Below are 18914 nucleotides of genomic sequence, written 5' to 3'. Positions count from 1 at the left end.
ATCTCTTTCTCTCGTCCTGTCATTGCCCTACCAACTCAGAATACACCTAAATCTTCTGTGAACCACTATAGCGACGGCGTGGGGCTTGCTAGGCTAACGGTGTCCGCTCAACCACTTGCCCGTCGTACGTCGGATACTGCTCAGACGCGACCTTTTATTTCGTCGGGTCCGCTTTGCGGACCGCTTCTCACAAAAGCTCGGCCAAAAAACGCGCTCGCTTCGGTCGCGTCCGTTATGCTAACGGTGTCCGCTCAACCACTTGCCCGTCGTACGTCGGATACTGCTCGACGATCTCGCCCTCCTCGACGTCGCCGTCCTCGATCATCTCCTCCAGGAGCCACCACGCGACCTCGATGTGCTCACTCTTAGCGGTGTAGAACTCCTCGGGAACACCGAGGTCCGTAAAGCGCTCGGCGGGCGTGTACGTCTTGCCGTAGACGAGGGTCCCGTCGTCGGTGACCTCGTCGAAGTCACGCTGGACGTTCTCGGCCATCCGCTTGAGGCGACTGCGGTGTTGGGCGGCGTCCTTGAAGACGCTCGTACAGAAGTACACCTTCTCGTGGCTCGCCATCTCCTCAAGGATCGCGTCCTTGGATCCCTCGACGGCGGACATGTGGCCGTCCTGCAGTTCGTAGCCGGCCTCCTGCATCCGCTCGTAGTTGCCGTCACTCATCTCGAACTCGTTGACGTTACAGAAGTCGGCCGCGCCCTCGTCGAGGAAGTCGAGGAACTCCTGTTCGGCGCGGATGCCGGGAATCTCGAATGCGGGCGTGAGCTCCTCCTCACGAGCGGTGTAGAGGATTTCCTCCCACTCCGTCCCGTGGAGGTCGCCCCACTGCTCGTAGGGCGGGTGGAAACGGATCTCATCGAGCCCCGCCTCGCTGAGGCGGCGCATGTTCTCGCGCCCGCCCGTGATGCCCGTGTAGAGGTGCGTGTGGTGATCCTCGCCGAACTCCTCCTTGAGGAGACGGAGGTAGCGACAGGTGCGCTCCAGGGCTTCCTGGGGCTCGCCGCCGGTAATCGAGGTCCCGAGCGCGTCCATCTTCTTGGCCTCGGTGATCACGTCCGCGTCGTCCTCGACCGGGCGCTCGTTCGCGTAGACCTGCGTGACGTTCTTCCGGTTCTCACCCAGCGGGCAGTAGAAACAGTCGCGCTGGTCGCAATACCCGTAGACGAAGAGGACCATCTTGCCCCCTTGCGCGCACTGCTCGCAGCCCTTCGAGATCATTACGTACCAACGGTGTAGCCGCTGAGGACTCAAAAACCGCACGGGTCGGTCCCAAGTGTGTGAAGGCAACACTCGAACGTGGTCTCCCGAACCTCCTTAACGGTCGACGGCGTACGGGCGCGTGAATGCTGTTGGTCCTCTGCGTCGATCTGGACGACGACCTCGGTCGCAAGACGGGGATGTCGACGCCGGTCGTCGGTCGCGACGCTGTCAAGGACGCTGCGGTCGCGCTCGCCACCGCCGATCCCGAGGACAGCGACGTGAACGTCCTCTTCGAGGGTGTGCACCTCTACGATGACCTCGGGGAGGAGGAGCGCGTCGAAGTCGCGGCCGTCACCGGGGTCGAGGGAAGCGACGTGCAAGCGAACCGCGCGGTCGGCACGGAAGTCGATGAGGTGCTTGCCGGCCTCCAGACCGGCGAGGAGGTCCGGACCGTCATCGTCACGGACGGCGCACAGGACGAGTCGGTCCTCCCCGTCATCCGCTCGCGCGCCAAGATCGACGGCGTGCGCCGCGTCGTCGTGCGGCAGGCGCAGGATCTCGAGTCGATGTACTACACGATCAAGCAGGTGCTGAACGACCCGGAGACGCGCGGGACGATCCTCGTTCCGCTCGGCGTCCTGTTGCTCATCTATCCGCTCGCGGTGCTCGCGTCGTTCCTCGGCCTGCCGGGTGCCGTGCTCGGGCTCTCGTCCGGCACGCTCGGCCTCTACGCGCTCTTTCGCGGGCTGGGCCTCGCGGACGTGGTCGACGAGGTCGTCGAGCGCACTCGCGACAGCCTCTATACGGGCCGCGTCACCCTGATCACGTACGTCGTCGCCGCCGCACTCCTCGTCATCGGCGGCGTTGAGGGCGTCAGCCGCCTCAACGAGTATCAGGCGACGACCGGACCACTCCCCGTGACCTCCGTCGTCGCCGCGCTCGTCAACGGTGCCGCGACGTGGTTCGCGGCCGCCGGTCTCACGTCGAGCATCGGGCAGATCACGGACGAATACCTCCACGACGACTTCAAGTGGCAGTACCTGAACGCGCCATTCTACGTGCTCGCTATCGCGGCGGTTCTCTACGCGCTCAGCGGGTTCTTCCTGCAGACAGTCTCGCTCCCGACGCTCGCCGCCGTTCTCACCGCCGGCACGCTCATGAGCGTCCTCAGCACCCTCGCGTTCGCCGTCATCGAGGACCGGGAGATGCGGAGTCGGCGTGCGGGCTGAGACGCGCTCAGCGCTCGCGCTCGACGACAAACGTCGCGAGCCCCTCCAGGTATCGGCGGGCGCTCCCGGACTCGATACCCGCGTCCTCGAGGGCGGCGAGCGCCGCTTCGGATTCGGCGTCCGCGAGCGCATTCACCTCCTCGACGGAGCGATCGGTCACGCGTAGGACGGAGGGGCGTTCCATCTCCTCGTCGGTACCGGCGGGCTTGCCGAGGTCGCCCGTTGCCGCCGTCACGTCAAGGACGTCGTCGCGGAGCTGGAACGCAACGCCGACGCGCTCCGCGTACTCGCCGAGTGCGTCGATCGTGTCGTCGTCGGCGTCCGCCGCGATGGCACCCAGTTCCGCGGCGGCGCGGAACAGCGCTCCCGTCTTCCGGCGCGCGAGTTCCATGTACTCCGCCTCGTTCTCGGGCCGATCGACGAGCTCGGTCGCCTCGCCCTGTCCGAGTTCGACGAGCGAGTCCGCCGCGGTCTCTAAGGCGCTGGCGTCGTCGCTGAAGAGCGCGAACGCCTCGCCGAGCAACCCGTCCGACGCGACGATCGCGGGCCCGTGACCGTACGCCGCCCACGCGGAAGGCTCGCCGCGTCGCAGGGCCGAGCGGTCGATGATGTCGTCGACGACGAGCGACGCGTTGTGGACGAGTTCGACGCCGACGGCGTAGTCGAGCGAATCCGCGGCCTCACCGCCCGCCGCCTCGCAACACAGCATCGCGAGCGCCGGCCGGACGCGTTTCCCGCCGGCGAGCGCCACCGCTTCGACCTCCTCGCGGAGCTCCGGCGGCTCGACTGCCTCCAACACCCCGCGTAGTCGATCCTCGACCACGCGGCGGTGCGCCTCAACGTCCTCCATTGACACGCCGTCGGAGCCGCAGCGCTAAAAGCGTCCGTCTTTCACCCCGACCGACGTGGGCCGTCAGCGCCCCTCGATCTCCGCGCGCGCGTTCGCCGCGCGACGCGCCTCCTCGGGTCGGTCATCAACGTTCGCGAGGTCCTCGGTCGCCTCGAGCGTGCGGACGGCGTCGTCGAGGAAGCCGTAGATGTCGCCGGGGTAGGCGTACACCATATAGTCGGCCGTCATGACGTCCACCATCGCCTCGGGGTCGAGGCCCTGTGCGCGCAGGTCGAGGAGATACGCGATGAACTTGCGCTCCGGATGGCCACAGTACGGGTTGGCCTGACAGTCGCAGTCGAGGAAATCCTTCGAGAACTCGATGACGCGGTCGGCCGTCGCCTCGTTCAGCTGATCGAGGTTCCCGCCGCCGAAGAGCACGTCGAGGGTCGCACCGCTGAACGCGCCCTTCGGGAAGTTCGCGTCCAGTTGGCTGACGAGCTGGCGGTGGTTCTTGATGTAGATCTTGTCCGTGACGGCCACTGCCGACATGTTGGAACGCGGCGGCGAAAAGCGTGTCGCGTCACGTCGGCGGTTTCGTAACGCCTATTAACGGCAGGGCGTTACGAACGGATGCAGTGTCCGGGTTGGGGTAGTGGACTATCCTTCAGCCTTGTGGAGGCTGAGACGCGGGTTCAATTCTCGCACCTGGACCTCGATTCTTCGAGCGATCACCCGTCGAGCGCCGCGTGCGCTCGACCACCGGCCGCGAGTACGAGGACACGTCGAGAATTGAACCCTGCGAGGCGCGCGCAGCGAAGCGAGCACGTCTCGGAACGGTTCAATTCTCGCACCTGGACCTTTCTGCCGCAAGTGCGCGTCGTCGAGCGGCGCGTCGGCTTAGGACGCGCGTCCGGGGCTGTCTTCGCCGCCGTTCACTTCCGGGGACGGCGTCTGCGACCCGCGACCGGCGCTCTGGATGATGTTGAAGGCGGTGACAAGGTCGGTGCGGCTGACGAGGCCGACGAGTTCGCCGTCGTCGTCGACGACGATCAGCCGCCCGATACCGCTGTTCTGAATGCGCTCTAAGGCGTTCATCGCTTCGGCGTTGGGGTCGATCGTCTCGACGTCGCGCGTCATCACGTCGGCGACGGTGTAGGCGTCGCGCTCAACGGGCTCAACCTCGCGGGCGTCGCTGAGGGTGACGACGCCGACGACGCGACCGTTCTCCATGACGGGGTAGCCGGTGTGGCGCTCCTCGAACATCCGCTCAGTGAGTTCGGCGATGGTGTCGTCCGGGTGAACGACTTTGACGTCCGCGGCGTCGGTCATCACGTCGCGGACGGTCACGCCCTCGAAGGCGGCGTTCATGACGGTGCGCTGGCTCTCCGAGGACGCGCCGATGTAGATGAAGAAAGCGATGGCGACGAGGAGGAGGTTGCCGAAGAGCCCGAGAATGCCGAGGAGCACGGCGACAGCCTTGCCGACCTCGGCGGCGAGCTGCGTGGCGCGGGCGAACGTCCGCTTGCGGGCGAGGAGGGCGCGGAGAACGCGGCCGCCGTCCATCGGGAACCCGGGGAGGAGGTTGAAGACGGCGAGCACGAGATTCGCCAGCGCAAGATAGCCGACGACGAAGGTGACGACCGGACTCCAGCCGACGGCGACGAGCGCGCCGTAGGAGACGACACCGAGCGCGACGCTGACGACGGGGCCGGCGATGGCGATGAGGAACTCTTGTTTCCAGTCCTCCGGTTGCTCCTCGAGGTTGGCGACGCCGCCGAGCAGCCAGAGGGTGATCGACTCGATGGGGTAGCCGTAATGCATCGAGACAACGCTGTGGCCGAGTTCGTGGAGAAGGACGCAGGCGAAGAGGCCGACGGCGGCGGCGACACCCATCAGCCACGGGGTAGCTCCCTGCGAGAGCGTCCCGACCGGGAGGCCGAGCCCCCACGTCGAGTTGAGGGTGCTGACCCACTGCTCGGTCTGCCAGCCGATAAGGGCGGCGAACGCGGGGAGAACGAGCAGGAACGTGACGTCGAGTTTGATCGGGATACCGAACACGCTGCCGACCGTGTAACTCCGCATGGGTTCGACTTCGGGCGTGGGCGGCATAAACGTCCGTGGCCGATCGGTCCCGCTGCCGCTCGGCGCACCGAGCGGAGCACCGCGTCCGCATCGCGGGAGCGAACCCCTCAAATAGCCCGCGACCGTACGCATTGGCGTGTCGAAGCAGGTCCAGCGGGTGGATACACTCTTCCTCCACGAGGTCGGCGACGACTACACCGTCGTCGCCCGCCGCGACGACGAGCGTCTGTTCCGAGCGCGGCTGACGACGAAGGAGACGGACGCCGGCCCGCGACCCGGGAAGTTCCGCCTGAAGACGGCGAATGGCGAGGACCCACGTTCGCCCGACGAGTTCGTCGAGATCGCACGACTGGCCGACCGCATCCGCGTCTCCGAGCAGACGTCGCGGGACGGACGACGCGAGATCCGCGACCTCCTCGACGGCTATCAGCTCGCAGAGAAGACGAAGGTCGTCCGTACGTGTCGCTACTGCGCGGGCAACGGGCGCTACTCGCCGATCACGGACGAAACGTCCGTCGAGGCCGACGGCGAACGCATCTGCCAGGACTGTGCAGTTCGCGAGCTCGAGCGCGAACTCGCGTTCAAGGGCGACCTCACGGGCGCGGCCGAAGACCGCCTCGAAGAGCTCCTCCTCGACGTCGGCGACCTCAGTCGGATCGTCGGCCTCCTCGAAGGGAACCTCGATCCCGACCTCACGAAGTTCGACGAGGTGTCGGCGAACACCGACGACATCGACCCGTACCCCGTGAGCGACCTCGACCTTCATCCGGGCGTGCAGGGGCTCTTAGAGGACCGCTTCGAGACCCTGTTGCCCGTCCAGAGTCTCAGCGTCCAGAGCGGCCTCGTCGAGGGCGACGACCAGTTGGTCGTCTCCGCGACCGCGACCGGGAAGACGCTCATCGGCGAGATCGCGGGGTTGCACCGCGCGCTCAGCGGCAACGGGAAGCTCCTCTTCCTCGTCCCGCTCGTCGCACTCGCCAACCAGAAACACGAGGACTTCGAGGACGAGTACGGCGACCTCGTCGACGTCTCGATCAGGGTGGGCTCCTCGCGCATCCGCGACGACGGCCAGGCGTTCGACCCGAACGCCGACGTCATCGTCGGTACGTACGAGGGGATCGACCACGCCCTCCGCACCGGCCGCGATCTCGGCGACGTCGGGACCGTCGTCATCGACGAGGTCCACACCCTCCAAGAGGAGGGGCGCGGCCACCGCCTCGACGGCCTCATCACCCGACTCAAACACTACTGCGAGCAGCGCGAGCAGTCCCACGAGACCTACACGGGCGCGCAGTGGATCTACCTCTCCGCGACCGTCGGGAATCCAGGGACCTTGGCGAAGAAGCTCCGCGCGAACCTCGTCGAGTTCGAGGAGCGCCCGGTCCCCATCGAGCGCCACGTCACCTTTGCGGACGGCCAGGAGAAGCCGCGGATCACGAACAAACTCGTCCGCCGCGAGTACGACAAGGAGTCCTCGAAGGGGTATCGCGGCCAGACCATCGTCTTCACGAACTCCCGGCGGCGCTGTCACGAGGTCGCGCGCAAACTCGACTACCCCGCCGCAGCCTACCACGCCGGCCTCGACTACGGCAAGCGCAAGCAGGTCGAACGGCAGTTCGGCGATCAGGATCTCGCCGCCGTCGTCACCACCGCTGCGCTCGCCGCCGGCGTCGACTTCCCCGCGAGCCAGGTCGTCTTCGATACGCTCGCCATGGGGATCGAGTGGCTCACCGTCCAGGAGTTCGAGCAGATGCTCGGGCGCGCCGGCCGCCCCGACTACCACGACCGCGGGAAGGTCTACATGCTCGTTGAGCCCGACGCCGTCTACCACAACTCCATGGACATGAGCGAGGACGAAGTCGCGTTCAAACTCCTCAAAGGCGAGATGGAGGACGTCGTCACCGCGTACGACCAGAACGCCGCGATCGAGGAAGTGCTCGCGAACGTCGTCGTCGGCGGCAGCGCCGCCAAACGCCTCAGCGAGCGGATGGTCGGCGACGTCCCCACGAAACACGCCGTCGGGAAACTCCTCGAGTACGGCTTCATCGACGGCCTCGAGCCCACGCCGCTCGGCCGCACCGTCACGACGCACTTCCTCGACCCCGACGAGGCCTTCAAAATGCTCGACGGCGTCCGGAAGGGAATGGCCCCCTACCGGATCGCCGCCGAAATCGAGCTGTTGGGCGAAGAGGAATGACATCCTCCCCGCCGTGAACGGCGGGGTTTCCTCACGTTGGGGGTATCGCTTACCGACCCACGGAGGCAACTTGCGGGTTCGTGCGCTCCTCGTTGGAACAAGAGCGTGGTGACTCTGACCAATCGTGGTCGTTCCACTTGAGGCGCACAGGCCGTGCCATCGGCCGTGCTACGTCCGTCTGCCGTTGACGAGACACGTCGTGTCTCGTTCGCCAATCAGAACTCTCTGAGTTCTGATGACGTCTCAGGAACGTCTCGGACGCCGTGAGGTCCGCGTGGCCCTCGAAGCCGCACGGACACGTCAGCGTGTCGCGGTGGCGCGTCGTTCGCTCTGTGGACCCGCACTGCGGACACTCTTGAGAGGTCCACGCTTCCGACCGGACTTCCACCGAGATACCGAACTCCTCGGCGGTACACGCGAGTCGCTTTATGAACTGCCGGAACGCCCAGAAGTTGTGCGTCTTGGCGTTCGCTTCGACCGACCAGTGTGTGTCGAGTACGTCCGTCAGCGCCCCGACGTACACCGTGGAGACGCCTTCGCCGTGCAACCGTTCGATGAGGTTGCGTGCGAGCGCGTCTTGGGCGTGGTCGCGGCGTCTCGTTCGGCGTCGGTACAGCGAGCGTATCCGGTGACTGCTGTACTGCCCGTCGTCCAAGAGCGACTGCAACCGAGCGATTTCTCGCGTCGTCTCGCGGAAGCGGTCGAACAGGTCGCGTCCTTCGTACAGGAGTTGTTGGCCGGTCGTGGTCGTGCAGGCGACGAGGTTGTTCGCACCAATATCCAGCGCGGCGGTTTCGTCCGCCAGTGGTTGTGCCAGCCGAGAATTGTCGATTGTGACTGGCTGAAAGGCCCTGAATGTCTGTGCGTTCTCGTCCCAGAACAACTCCAACCGGCCCTGCTTGTCGTACTCGTCCCAGTTGGGGTCGCCCCGGACTTCGAGCCGGAGACGTTCGCGGTATCCCAGTCCATACTCGTCTTTCAGGTCTTGGCCGACGAGGATTTCGAGCCGGGAGTATTCGCCCCACTCGACGGAGTACGACGTGTTGCGGATGTACGTCCGAAGGTCGCGGCCATCCTCGGCGTTGCCCCAGTATCCGGGTTTGCCGTTGGCTTCGCCCTTCTTTTGGAGTGCGAAGAACGACCGCCACGCTTCGCGGTTCTTCCGTTCGATTTGCTGAACGGTCGAAGCCCCGAGCGTGCCGCCGTAGCGGCCGCGATACTCGCTGATGTCCCACACGTCGGCGTCGGGGTCGGCGTAGTTCTCGCGGCGCTCGTAGTTGATTTCGTTCCAGAGAGCGGCAGAAGCGTCCAACAGGCGTCGAAGCAACTCCTCGTCCTTCTTGGACTGAGGAACCACGTCGAACGTGTTGGTCCGCTTCATCAACTACTGTTTGGGGCGGCACATTGGTAAACCCATGGTTTGTGAATGGTGATATGGCAACCACGGTCCAGATTGAGATTGAGGACGACGACCAGTACGAACGTCTCCGGGCGATTAAGCGGCATAACGGGCTAACGTGGAAAGGGATGTTACTCCACGCGGCAGAGAACTTGGATACCCCGGACTGAGCGGCGTCGGTGGTTGTTCGGCAGTTGTCGGATTCACGCCCGCCGTAAACGGCGGGACTCTCTCCTTGATTCAGGTAGGGACGAACAACGTAACACTTACCGCCGCGCCTCGGCTACGCTGAGTTACGGGACCGTGGGGTAGCTTGGTATCCTTCAGCGTTTGGGACGCTGTCACCCGTGTTCAAATCACGGCGGTCCCACTCTCTTACTCCTCGCAGACGACGTCACGCAGTTCTTCGAGCAGATCCGGTCGGTGTTCGGCGAGGAGCGCGACGTCCTCCGGGAGTTCGTTCTGGATGCGACGGCGAACGCGCGAGACGGCCTGATACCGCTTATGATCGTCAATGTCGACTTCACCGGTGAGCCGGTCGCGTTCCGTCTCCGTAATGAGCGCACGGGATTTCGCCATACGATCCGAAGCACAGTCACGTCCTTGAACGATTAGATACCGAATACTCGGTACTTTTATCGTATTACGGGCTGACAGTACGTCATGGAGCCTCACCGAAAGGGCGACCTCACTGAAGCTATCGTCATCGCGGAGTTGAAGCGTCGTGACATCCCTGTTTCCGTTCCGTTCGGCGACAACGAACGCTACGATCTACTCGCGGAGGACGACAGCGGTAGTATCTGGAAACTACAGGTCAAAACGGGACGCTATCGGGACGGGAAGGTCCTGTTCAAAGGGAAGTCTCAGCACACGAACGCAAGCGGGCATACGTACCGATACTACGACGGTGATGTCGACTACTTCCTCGTCAACTGCGACGAGGTAGACGGCCTCTACCTAGTTCCCGAGTCAGAGGTCGGGAGCAGCATGAGCCTCCGTATCGCCGACGCGAAGCAGGACCACCGGACGATCAACTGGGCCACCGATTACGACTTCGATGAGCAGTGGCCACCGAGCGGCAGCACTGCGGACGACTGGCGTAACGCCGTCGTCGACGACCTCCGCGAGCACGGCATCGACGTCCTCGACGCACGCGAGAGTGACGCGCCGTACGACCTCCTGCTCCGCACGGCAGACGGCACGCTCTATCGGACAAGTCTCCGGCCGGGCAGCGTAAGCGGCGGCCGTGTCCGCTTCGACACGGGTCGGACGAACGCCCCCGGGCCGAGCGTGATCGACCTCGTGCTCGTCCGATGTCAGGGTACGGGCGAGACGTACCTCATCGAGCGCGACGCGTATGACGAGTCAATTAGCCTCCGCGTCGAGCCAACACGGAACGAGGATACGCGGACGAACCGCGCCGCCGACTACACGCTCAATCGGCGTTGGCCGCCCGCCTGAACGCGACGCTGTCCGTTTCCGTCCGCTCGACGTGTGTTCAGTTTCACCCCCCTTTGCGAACCTTCTTAGGGCGTCGCGCGTTACCTACGTGAGCGAATGGCTCAGGCTACGGATCAGGAACTCGTCGACCGCTTCGAGACGTTTCTGCGGCGTTACTACTCGGACGAGGTCGGCAACCTCGCACGGAACTACCCGCGCGACCAGAAGAGCCTACGCGTCGACTGGGGCGACCTCTACCAGTTTGACGCGGACCTCGCGGACGACTACCTCCGCTACCCCGATCGGTATCAGGAGGCCGCCGAGGAGGCCCTCCGGCGCTACGACCTGCCGATCGACGTCTCGCTCGGTCAGGCGCACGTCCGCGTGCGCGGAATCGCTGAGTCGACGGAGATCCGCGCGCTGCGCTCCGAGCACCTCAACACCTTCATCGCCATACAGGGGATCATCCGCAAGGCGACGGAGGTACGCCCGAAGATCGAGCAGGCGGTGTTCGTCTGCCAGCGGTGTAACTACGAGACCCAGGTCCCCCAGTCGGATTCGGGCTTTCAGGAGCCGTATCAGTGCGAATCCTGTGAGCGCCAAGGCCCGTTCAAACTCGACCCCGAGAAGTCGGAGTTCATCGACGCGCAGAAGCTGCGCATCCAGGAGAACCCCGAGGGGCTCGCCGGCGGTGAGACACCCGAGAACATCGACGTCCACGTCGAGGACGACCTCACCGGGCAGGTGACGCCGGGCGATCACGTCACCGCCACGGGGTCGCTGCGTCTCGATCAGAGCGAGGGCTCCAACGAGAGTCCGATCTTCGACGTCTACATGGAGGGCAACCACGTCGAGATTGAGGACGAGCAGTTCGAGGACATGGAGATCACGAGCGACGACAAGGAGGAGATCATCGGGATCTCCCAGCGCCCGAACATCTACGAGGACATGGTGGACTCCGTCGCGCCCTCCATCTACGGCCACCGACAGGCGAAACTGGCGATGCTCCTTCAGCTCTTCAGCGGCGTCACCAAACACCTTCCGGACGGCTCGCGGATCCGCGGCGACCTCCATATGCTCCTCATCGGGGACCCCGGGACGGGAAAGTGTCTCGACGGCGATACCCGTGTCACGCTCGACGACGGGACGGAGCGACCGATTCGGGAAATCGTCGAAGAGAACCTCGACGACCCGACCCCGGTCGACGACGGCGTCTGGGACGCCGTGGACATCCCGCTCCCGTCGATGGAGGCCAACGGATCACTCACGGAGCGGCGAGCGACGAAGGTGTGGAAGCGCGAGGCTCCCGAGGAGATGTATCGCGTCCGCACGGCGAGCGGGCGCGAACTCGACGTGACGCCGTCCCATCCGCTGTTCGTGCAGTCGGGCGGCCACGTCGAAGCCCGACGGGCCGAGGACCTCACGGAAGGCGAGTTCGTCGCAGTCGCACCGCGTACGGTGACTGATGGCGGCACGACGGCGATGGCGGCAGGGGCAACGGTGGGAGAGAAGGTAGCGTTCGAGCCGATTCGATCCATCGAGCGCGTCGAACCCGCCGAGGAGTGGGTGTACGACCTCGAAGTCGAGGGGACGCACACGTACCTCTCGAACGGCGTCGTCTCGCACAACTCACAGCTCCTGTCGTACGTCCAGAACATCGCGCCGCGATCCGTCTACACCTCGGGGAAAGGGTCGAGTTCCGCGGGGCTCTGTGTTACGGGGGATACGCTCGTCCACACGGCCGAAGGGGTCCGAGAGATCCGCGACATCGTCTCGGAACGGCTCCCGGAACCGGTCGACGAGGAGACCGCTGTCGAGGACGCCGTCGAGCTCTACACCTTCGACCGCGACGACGGTGCGATCGACACGCGTTCGACCTCCCACCTCTGGCGGATGCCGGAGAAGCCGTGTCGACGCATCGAGACGGCCCACGGGAAAGAGATCGAGGCGTCGGTGAACACGCCCGTTCTGACGTGTGGGAAGTCGGGGATCGAATGGAAGCCGATCTCGGAGATAGAGGCGGGCGACCACGTCGCAGCCCCGCGCTACGACAACATCGAACGATCGGAGCTCCATGTGCGGAACTTCCTCGAACTCACCGAGGAGAAGGTGAAAATCGACGACACGTCCGTCTCGTTCGTTCGGGACGCGCTCGTGGAGCGGTTCGGGACACTCCGCGACGCGGCGGCGGAACTCGGGATTTCCGAGGACTTCGTCTACGACTCACTTCGCAACCGGCATGTGGCCCCGGAAAAACTCGACGTCGTTCTCGATGCCGTCGACGCGACCCGAGACGACGTGACCTACGAGCGGACGATGCTCCGGCACGGCGACAGCGTTCGGATCCCGGAGGTGTTCGACGACGACCTGATGTACCTCGTCGGTCTCGTCTTTGGAGACGGCGACATCGCACTCGACCGACGTGGGGATAACCGTGGGCTCGTCCGGCTCTCGAACGGCGACGAATCGCTGCTCGAACGAGCACGGGAGATATTCGCGGAAAAGTTCGACAAGCACGTCGAGATCGAGCGGCAGGACGAGCGAGTGCCGTGCATCCGAGTGAGTAACGCGACGATCGCACGGTTGTTCGCGAACGTCGGTATGCGGACTCCGAAGGCGGATCTCGCGCTCGATCCACGGTTCACCACCGCCGAGCACGCCGATGCGTTCGTCCGCGGACTGATGGACGCCGATGGGGCCGTCTCACAGCGATCGAACGGCGGATCGAGCGTCCTCCTCTCCACGATCAGCGAACGCCTCTCCGAGCAACTGCAGGCGATCTTGGAGACGTACGGCGTCCGCGCTCGGACGCGCGAACGCGACCGCCGCGGAACGTACGAACTCGCTAATGGACGGACGATCGAGTCGAAGCACGTCCAGCACTTCGTCGAACTCTACGGCGCGAACATCGAACGGTACGCCGACGTGATCGGCTTCGAGTCGGCGGCGAAGCGGGTCGCGCTCGACGGGGTTGCCGGCGACGCGGCCCGACGCGAGGAGACGATCCCGGTCGGGTCGGCACTCGCGACCGTCAACGGGCCGAGCGGCGACTACTACATGAACGTCAACCGAGGGGACAACCCCGGGCGAGGTCGGGCACGAGCGATGCTGAACGACCTCGATCTCGGCGGCGCGGAACCGCTCGTCGAGGAGGCCGTCGACGCCGACTTGCGGTGGGACGAGGTCGTCGCCGCGGTCGACACGGGCGAGAAGGAAGTGTTCGACCTGACGGTTCCCGAGACGCACAACTTCGTCGGTAACGGCATCGTCGCCCACAACACCGCGGCGGCCGTACGCGACGACTTCGGCGATGGCCAGCAGTGGACCCTAGAAGCCGGCGCGCTCGTTCTCGCCGACCAGGGGATCGCGGCGGTCGACGAGCTGGACAAGATGGCTCCCGACGACCGGTCGGCCATGCACGAAGCGCTCGAACAGCAGTCGTACCACGGCGACACAGAGGTCTTCCTCGCCGACGGGCGGCGCGTCGAGATCGGCGCGTTCGTCGACGATCTGATGGCGGCGAACGCGGACGAGGTCGTCGACGGCGTGAACTGCGAGATCCTCCCCGTGGACGACGTCCGCGTGCACTCGACGGACCTGGAGACGAACACGACGGAGAAGGTCCCGGTCGACCGCGTGAGCCGGCACGAGGCCCCCGACGAGTTCGTCCGGGTGTCGTTCTCGAACGGTCGCGAGGTGACCGTCACCCCCGAGCACCCGCTGTTCGTCGGGATGGACGGCGAGACGGTCGACGCGCGCGACGTCGAGACCGGGGCGTTCGTGCCCGCGCCGCGGAAGACGCCGAACTCGGCGGCCGCGGTCGAACTCGACGACGAGCCGTCGGTCGACGGGCGGGAGAAGGAGGTCCGACTGCCGGAGACGATGAGCGGGGACCTCGCGGAGTTCCTCGGCCTCCTCGTCGCGGAAGGCCACTCGTACGCCGGGTCGTCCCACGAGATCGGGTTCTCGAACCAGGACGAGCGGCTCCTCGCCCGCGCGGCCACGCTCGCCGAGCGGGTCTTCGGGATCGAGAGCGCCGACGCGACGAACGAGGCGGGGACGGTCACGAAACGATGGGTGTCGACCCGCCTCTACCGGTGGTTCGAGCGGAACGTCCCCGAGGTCATGCACACCGCGCGGGAGAAGCGGGTCCCCGCGAAGGTACTCGGCGCGTCGGCGGAGGAAATCCGACGGTTCCTCGTCGGTGCGTTCGCCGGGGATGGTGGCGTCGAGAGCGAAGCGATGGCGTTCTCGACGGCGTCGGACGGGCTCGCGGAGGACTACGCGGACGCGCTCGGCAAGATCGGCGTCGCCTCGCGGATACACCACGACAGCGCCGAGGACTCGTGGAAGGTGTACGCGATGGGCGACTCGACGGAACGGTTCGTCGACGCCGTCGTCTCGGAGGCGGACGATCGCCACGAGGCGGCCCGGGCGTTCGTCGAGCGGAGCAACGAGACGCCCCGACACCACGATGTGTTGCCGACGAGCGCGGCCGAGGAGATCCGCGACCTCAAGCGGCTCCTCGGCGTCCGACTCACCGGCCAGTTCAAATCGAACGTCGACGAGGGGTTCGGCGTTCGCGTCGAGACGGTCGAGTCCGAACTCGAAGACCTCCGTAAGCGTGCCGACGCGGTTCGGGAGGCGCTCGATGGGGCGAACGGCCTCGCGGACGTTCGATCCGCGATCGGGTGGTCGGGCCGGCAGGTGGCCGAACGACTCGATGGCGAGACGACGAGCGCGATCCACTACGCTGAGGACGGCGGCTACGACGAGACGCGGCGCGCCGAGTTGGCCGAGCGTGCACGCGACGCCGTCGGTGGCGCGCTCGACGAGTTCGAGGCTCGCGCGTCGGCGCTCGACGCCGCGTGCGACCTCCGGTACTACCGCGTGACGGACGTCGAAACCGTCCCGAACGAGGACCAAGAGTGGGTGTACGACGTCACGGTCGAGCCGACGAACACGTTCGTGAGCAAGGGCGTCGTCCTCCACAACTCGATCTCGGTGTCGAAGGCAGGCATAAACGCCACGCTGAAGTCACGGTGTTCGCTACTCGGCGCTGCAAACCCGAAGTACGGCCGCTTCGACCAGTACGAGTCGATCGGCGAGCAGATCGACCTCGAGCCGGCGCTCATCTCGCGCTTCGATCTGATCTTCACGGTCACTGACCAACCGGACCCGGAGGAGGACGCCCGACTCGCCGAACACATCCTCCAGACGAATTACGCGGGCGAGCTCCACACGCAGCGCGAACACCTCGCGTCGGCGAACTACACGGAGGATGAAGTCGCAGCGCAGACGAACGAAGTCGCACCCGAGATCGACGCCCAGCTCCTGCGGAAGTACATCGCGTACGCCCGTCGGAACGTCTATCCGGCGATGAGCGACGAGGCGCGCGCGGCGATCGAGGAGTTCTACGTCGATCTGCGTGCGGAGGGGTCCGACGAGGACGCACCGGTGCCGGTGACGGCCCGCAAGCTGGAGGCGCTCGTGCGTCTCGCGGAGGCCTCCGCGCGCGTTCGGCTCTCCGATACGGTCGAGAAGCAGGACGCAGAGCGCGTCATCGCCATCGTGCGTTCGTGTTTGGAGGCCATCGGCGTCGATCCCGAGACGGGCGAGTTCGACGCGGACGTCGTCGAGACCGGGACGTCGAAGAGCCAGCGCGATCGCATCAAGAGCCTGCGGGCGCTCATCGAGGACATCGAGGACGACTTCGAGGAGGGCGCACCGACCGAGGAGGTGATGGCGCGCGCCGAGGAGGTCGGGATGGAGCGCTCGAAGGCCGAACACGAGATCGAGAAGCTGAAGAAACAGGGCGAGGTCTACGAGCCCTCGAACGGCCACCTGCGGACGACCTGAGGCGATGGACCGCATCAGCGCGCTCCGGAACGTCGAGGAGGCCTTGGCGGATCTCGAGCGCGGCGAGACGGACCTCGCGAGCGCGGAGGAGCGGGTCTGTTCGATTCTACGGACGTACGCGACGGACTACGACGGCGACCTCGCGGCGTGGCGGGCATCAGGCGATCCGGCCGTCGAGGGACTCGTGGTGCTCGCGACGACCGAGCGCGAGGCACGCGAGCGGGTCGCGACGCTCGTCGACGACCCCGACGTGCGGGCGTCGGTCTCCCGTCTCTCGTAGTGTCCGACCGGCGGCGTTTTATCCACCGGTCGCTCTTCTACCGGGGTGTTACTGATCGTCGCGTACTCGCGGGCCGCGAGACAGGCCCTTCGGAACAGTTGTTCGACGCACTCGGAGACGGTGGTCCGGCGCTTCGGCCGGGCGGTCCTCCTGCGGGAGACGGAGTACGGGGCGTTCGTCGCGTGTCGTCTCCGCGAACGCTTCGACACCGCGGTCGAGGTCGCTCGCACCGAGCCGCTGAACGAATTCCGTGACGTCCCCAAACACGTCCGCGACGCCGCGACGGCGTACGAGGCGCGTGACTCGCCGAGCACGTCGTACGCGAAGTTCGCCGTGGGGGCTGACTACCCGGACCCGGACACGATGCGCGAGACGCCGCTCGCGGACTGATGCGGGCACACGTCGACGGCGAGACGGTGCGGACGAACGCCCTCGATCTGCGGGAAACGGGCGTGTCAGAAGCCGACGCCCTCGCGGCGGTCCGCAACCCCGACGGATGGGTCGAGTGTCCGACACCGACGGCAATCCACGAGTACGTCGGACTGCTCGACGGAGCGCGAGATGTCGGCCGCCCGGCGCTGGCCGCGGCAGCGCGATCGCGGGGGTACGACGACCCGGAGGCGGAAGCGCTCGGCGCGCTCCGATCAGCGGTGGCCGAACCGCTCCCCGAGATACGGGGGCTGCGCGCGGCACGCGAGCGAATCGCGAGCGTCACCGAAGACGTCACGGTGCGCCGCGAGCGCGTCGAGCGCCTCGGCGGGAAGCTCGCGGCGCTCAGGGACGCCGGTGTGACGGACGACGGCGTTAAGAACGCTCACCGGGCGGCGATCGTGGCGCTCGCCGACGCGGAGACAGAGCGGGTCGCGGCCGACGAGACGCACCAGCGCCTCCGTCGAGAGGTCCGCGCGGTTCGAGATGAGCGCGAGCGGCGGCTCCAGCTGGTGGACGAGATCCGGCGGCGGGAGCGAGAAAGCGAGCGGGCGCTCGCGCTGGCGATCGAGCCCTCGTATGAACGCGCACAACGCGCCGTCCCGGCCGGGCCGTGGCGGGATGTCCTCGCGCTCGCGCGAGTGGCGCGCGTCCGGGCACCGCTGGTGATCGCGGGCGGCCCGTTCGAGCGGGCGACGCGGGCGACCGCGTGTCTCGGCGCGCCCGTGGTGCTTGTCGCGGCGCGCGTTTAAGCCCGAACGGGGAACCACGGAGGGATGTGTCGATCAGCATCAAGAGCGCCGCGACGGATCACGGCGGCGTCACGCTCGTCACGGCGGTCGTACGGAACGACGGTGAGACGGATCGGCGGGTCCGCATCGCGAACGAACTGGACAGTGTCGTCCGTCCCCCGACGCAGGACGGCGTCGCCGTCGACGGCTGGAACGGGGACGGATTCGAGGGTGTCGTCGCGGGCGGCGGGACGCTCGCGCTCGGCTACGCCTGTGGGGGCGCACCCGCGGACGACCCGTGTCGCGTGGCGTGGACGGAACGAGCGGAGGCGACGACGGCGACGGCGGCGACGGTCGCCGACGCGCTGCGCGACCTCGACGATCCGCGTCCGCCGGCCGAGAGCGGGCCGAACGGGACGCCGACGACGGAGCCGATCCCGCCGGCGGTGGCGACGTGGCTCGACGGCGTCGCGGATCGGGTCGGCGATGGGACGGCGAGCGAGGCCGATCGGCGGGCGCTGGAGGCCGTCGACGAACACCTCCGAACGCTCGCGGGGGGCGCGTGATACTCGCCGTCGTCGGCGGAAAGGGCGGCGTCGGGACGTCGACGGTCGCGCTCGAACTCGGCGCACACCTCGACGCCGTCGTCGTGGACGCTGATCTCACGATGGCGGACCTCCCGACGGCGCGCGGACCGGACCTGCACGACGTGCTCGCGGGACGCGCGTCACCGATCGAGAGCGTTCGTGAGGGCGGTGCAGTGTCGATCCTCCCCTGCGGGCGCACGCTGGCCGGCGCGCGAGCGTGCGATGTCGGCCGGCTCGGCGAGGTGTTAGCGGTCGTCGCACGACAGTACGGCGACGTCGTCGTGGACTGTGCGGCCGGGATGCGTGCGGACGTCGGCGTCCCGCTCGCGGTCGCGGACGCCTGCGTCGTCGTCACCGCACCGGAGCGGCCGGCGTTCGCGGACGCGATCCGGGTGCGCGAACTCGCCCGGTCGTTCGACGCGGGAGTGGCCGCGATCGCGTACAACCGCGCCGAGCGAATCCCCGAAGCGGTGGAACGAGCGCTCGGCGCACCGGGCGTGGCGATCCCGGCGGACGAGTCGGTGCGTCGAGCGCGGCGGAACGGCTATCCGACGAGCGCGCTGTTCCCGGACGCACCGGCGAGCGCGGGGTTCGCGGCGCTCGCCGACGCGGTGCGGGCGTGCGGGATCTGAGTCGGGA

At 66.6% G+C, this 18914-nt stretch carries 16 protein-coding genes and 2 tRNA genes; 12 read left to right on the top strand and 6 right to left on the bottom strand.

The window, feature by feature from the left end:
* Nucleotides 1–232: 232 nt before the first annotated feature.
* Nucleotides 233–1228, bottom strand: a complete 996-nt coding sequence (locus tag ABDZ36_RS04640) for a radical SAM protein (RefSeq protein WP_211313000.1) — start codon at nt 1226–1228, stop codon at nt 233–235.
* A gap of 125 nt (nt 1229–1353) precedes the next feature.
* Here ABDZ36_RS04640 and ABDZ36_RS04635 point away from each other — a divergent pair, with 125 nt between their 5' ends.
* Nucleotides 1354–2439 (top strand): DUF373 family protein, encoded by a 1086-nt coding sequence (locus ABDZ36_RS04635; RefSeq protein WP_211313001.1) that lies wholly within the window; start codon nt 1354–1356, stop codon nt 2437–2439.
* A 7-nt stretch (nt 2440–2446) separates the two neighbouring features.
* Here the strand turns inward: ABDZ36_RS04635 and ABDZ36_RS04630 are convergent, their stop codons facing one another.
* Both ABDZ36_RS04630 and ABDZ36_RS04625 read right to left on the bottom strand, forming a co-directional pair.
* A complete protein-coding gene (locus ABDZ36_RS04630) occupies nt 2447–3289 on the bottom strand; it encodes a polyprenyl synthetase family protein (RefSeq protein ID WP_211313002.1) in 843 nt (280 codons plus the stop codon).
* Between the two features lie 63 nt (nt 3290–3352).
* Nucleotides 3353–3811: a DUF5814 domain-containing protein gene (locus ABDZ36_RS04625; RefSeq protein WP_211313003.1), complete on the bottom strand. Its 459-nt coding sequence runs from the start codon at nt 3809–3811 to the stop codon at nt 3353–3355.
* A 98-nt stretch (nt 3812–3909) separates the two neighbouring features.
* Here ABDZ36_RS04625 and ABDZ36_RS04620 point away from each other — a divergent pair.
* Nucleotides 3910–3982: transfer RNA gene (locus ABDZ36_RS04620), tRNA-His, on the top strand.
* Between the two features lie 186 nt (nt 3983–4168).
* Here ABDZ36_RS04620 and ABDZ36_RS04615 read toward each other — a convergent pair.
* Entirely contained in the window at nt 4169–5353 is a 1185-nt protein-coding gene (locus tag ABDZ36_RS04615; RefSeq protein WP_211313004.1) for a CBS domain-containing protein, read from the bottom strand.
* A gap of 136 nt (nt 5354–5489) precedes the next feature.
* On the opposite strand from ABDZ36_RS04615, the gene ABDZ36_RS04610 reads away from it, so the two are divergent.
* Nucleotides 5490–7550 carry a DEAD/DEAH box helicase gene (locus ABDZ36_RS04610; protein ID WP_211313005.1) on the top strand — a complete coding sequence of 687 codons (2061 nt, stop codon included), beginning with the start codon at nt 5490–5492 and terminating at the stop codon, nt 7548–7550.
* A 49-nt stretch (nt 7551–7599) separates the two neighbouring features.
* Here ABDZ36_RS04610 and ABDZ36_RS04605 read toward each other — a convergent pair whose 3' ends face one another.
* A complete protein-coding gene (locus ABDZ36_RS04605) occupies nt 7600–8931 on the bottom strand; it encodes an RNA-guided endonuclease InsQ/TnpB family protein (RefSeq protein WP_211313006.1) in 1332 nt (443 codons plus the stop codon).
* A 53-nt stretch (nt 8932–8984) separates the two neighbouring features.
* Here ABDZ36_RS04605 and ABDZ36_RS04600 point away from each other — a divergent pair, with 53 nt between their 5' ends.
* Nucleotides 8985–9119 carry a hypothetical protein gene (locus tag ABDZ36_RS04600; protein ID WP_268762475.1) on the top strand — a complete coding sequence of 45 codons (135 nt, stop codon included), beginning with the start codon at nt 8985–8987 and terminating at the stop codon, nt 9117–9119.
* 127 nt (nt 9120–9246) lie between these two features.
* A tRNA-Pro gene (locus ABDZ36_RS04595) sits at nt 9247–9319 on the top strand.
* A 5-nt stretch (nt 9320–9324) separates the two neighbouring features.
* On the opposite strand, the gene ABDZ36_RS04590 is transcribed toward ABDZ36_RS04595, so the two are convergent.
* A complete protein-coding gene (locus ABDZ36_RS04590) occupies nt 9325–9528 on the bottom strand; it encodes a hypothetical protein (RefSeq protein ID WP_211313007.1) in 204 nt (67 codons plus the stop codon).
* 84 nt (nt 9529–9612) lie between these two features.
* Here ABDZ36_RS04590 and ABDZ36_RS04585 point away from each other — a divergent pair, with 84 nt between their 5' ends.
* The 7 genes from ABDZ36_RS04585 to ABDZ36_RS04555 all read left to right on the top strand — a co-directional run bounded on the left by ABDZ36_RS04585 (nt 9613) and on the right by ABDZ36_RS04555 (nt 18907).
* The gene (locus ABDZ36_RS04585; RefSeq protein ID WP_211313008.1) at nt 9613–10410 is read left to right on the top strand and encodes a group I intron-associated PD-(D/E)XK endonuclease; all 798 of its coding nucleotides are present in this window, start codon (nt 9613–9615) and stop codon (nt 10408–10410) included.
* Nucleotides 10411–10506: 96 nt separating this feature from the next.
* Nucleotides 10507–16248, top strand: coding sequence for an LAGLIDADG family homing endonuclease (locus ABDZ36_RS04580; protein ID WP_343749217.1), 5742 nt, complete (start codon nt 10507–10509; stop codon nt 16246–16248).
* A gap of 4 nt (nt 16249–16252) precedes the next feature.
* The gene (locus ABDZ36_RS04575; protein ID WP_211313009.1) at nt 16253–16528 is read left to right on the top strand and encodes a DUF7854 family protein; all 276 of its coding nucleotides are present in this window, start codon (nt 16253–16255) and stop codon (nt 16526–16528) included.
* A 45-nt stretch (nt 16529–16573) separates the two neighbouring features.
* A complete protein-coding gene (locus ABDZ36_RS04570) occupies nt 16574–16918 on the top strand; it encodes a DUF7855 family protein (RefSeq protein ID WP_211313010.1) in 345 nt (114 codons plus the stop codon).
* On the top strand, nt 16918–17709 hold the full coding sequence (locus tag ABDZ36_RS04565; RefSeq protein WP_211313011.1) for a DUF7856 family protein: 792 nt from the start codon (nt 16918–16920) through the stop codon (nt 17707–17709). The genes ABDZ36_RS04570 and ABDZ36_RS04565 overlap by 1 nt, the downstream gene beginning before the upstream one ends.
* A gap of 26 nt (nt 17710–17735) precedes the next feature.
* Nucleotides 17736–18254 (top strand): DUF7857 domain-containing protein, encoded by a 519-nt coding sequence (locus ABDZ36_RS04560; RefSeq protein WP_211313012.1) that lies wholly within the window; start codon nt 17736–17738, stop codon nt 18252–18254.
* Nucleotides 18251–18907, top strand: a complete 657-nt coding sequence (locus ABDZ36_RS04555) for a MinD/ParA family ATP-binding protein (protein ID WP_211313013.1) — start codon at nt 18251–18253, stop codon at nt 18905–18907. The genes ABDZ36_RS04560 and ABDZ36_RS04555 overlap by 4 nt, the downstream gene beginning before the upstream one ends.
* Nucleotides 18908–18914 lie beyond the last annotated feature (7 nt).

The sequence above is a fragment of the Halarchaeum salinum genome (assembly GCF_039520965.1).
Classification (GTDB): domain Archaea; phylum Halobacteriota; class Halobacteria; order Halobacteriales; family Halobacteriaceae; genus Halarchaeum; species Halarchaeum salinum.
Note: the sequence above shows the minus strand (reverse complement) of the source record. Positions and strands in the feature narration are given on the sequence as shown.

Excerpts from the sequence above, each read along its gene's own strand:
- ABDZ36_RS04640 (WP_211313000.1), bottom strand. The coding sequence starts at position 1,228 with ATGATCTCGAAGGGCTGCGAGCAGTGCGCGCAAGGGGGCAAGATGGTC.
- ABDZ36_RS04635 (WP_211313001.1), top strand. The coding sequence starts at position 1,354 with ATGCTGTTGGTCCTCTGCGTCGATCTGGACGACGACCTCGGTCGCAAG.
- ABDZ36_RS04630 (WP_211313002.1), bottom strand. The coding sequence starts at position 3,289 with ATGGAGGACGTTGAGGCGCACCGCCGCGTGGTCGAGGATCGACTACGC.
- ABDZ36_RS04615 (WP_211313004.1), bottom strand. The coding sequence starts at position 5,353 with ATGCGGAGTTACACGGTCGGCAGCGTGTTCGGTATCCCGATCAAACTC.
- ABDZ36_RS04605 (WP_211313006.1), bottom strand. The coding sequence starts at position 8,931 with ATGAAGCGGACCAACACGTTCGACGTGGTTCCTCAGTCCAAGAAGGAC.
- ABDZ36_RS04600 (WP_268762475.1), top strand. The coding sequence starts at position 8,985 with ATGGCAACCACGGTCCAGATTGAGATTGAGGACGACGACCAGTACGAA.
- ABDZ36_RS04590 (WP_211313007.1), bottom strand. The coding sequence starts at position 9,528 with ATGGCGAAATCCCGTGCGCTCATTACGGAGACGGAACGCGACCGGCTC.
- ABDZ36_RS04585 (WP_211313008.1), top strand. The coding sequence starts at position 9,613 with ATGGAGCCTCACCGAAAGGGCGACCTCACTGAAGCTATCGTCATCGCG.
- ABDZ36_RS04580 (WP_343749217.1), top strand. The coding sequence starts at position 10,507 with ATGGCTCAGGCTACGGATCAGGAACTCGTCGACCGCTTCGAGACGTTT.
- ABDZ36_RS04575 (WP_211313009.1), top strand. The coding sequence starts at position 16,253 with ATGGACCGCATCAGCGCGCTCCGGAACGTCGAGGAGGCCTTGGCGGAT.
- ABDZ36_RS04565 (WP_211313011.1), top strand. The coding sequence starts at position 16,918 with ATGCGGGCACACGTCGACGGCGAGACGGTGCGGACGAACGCCCTCGAT.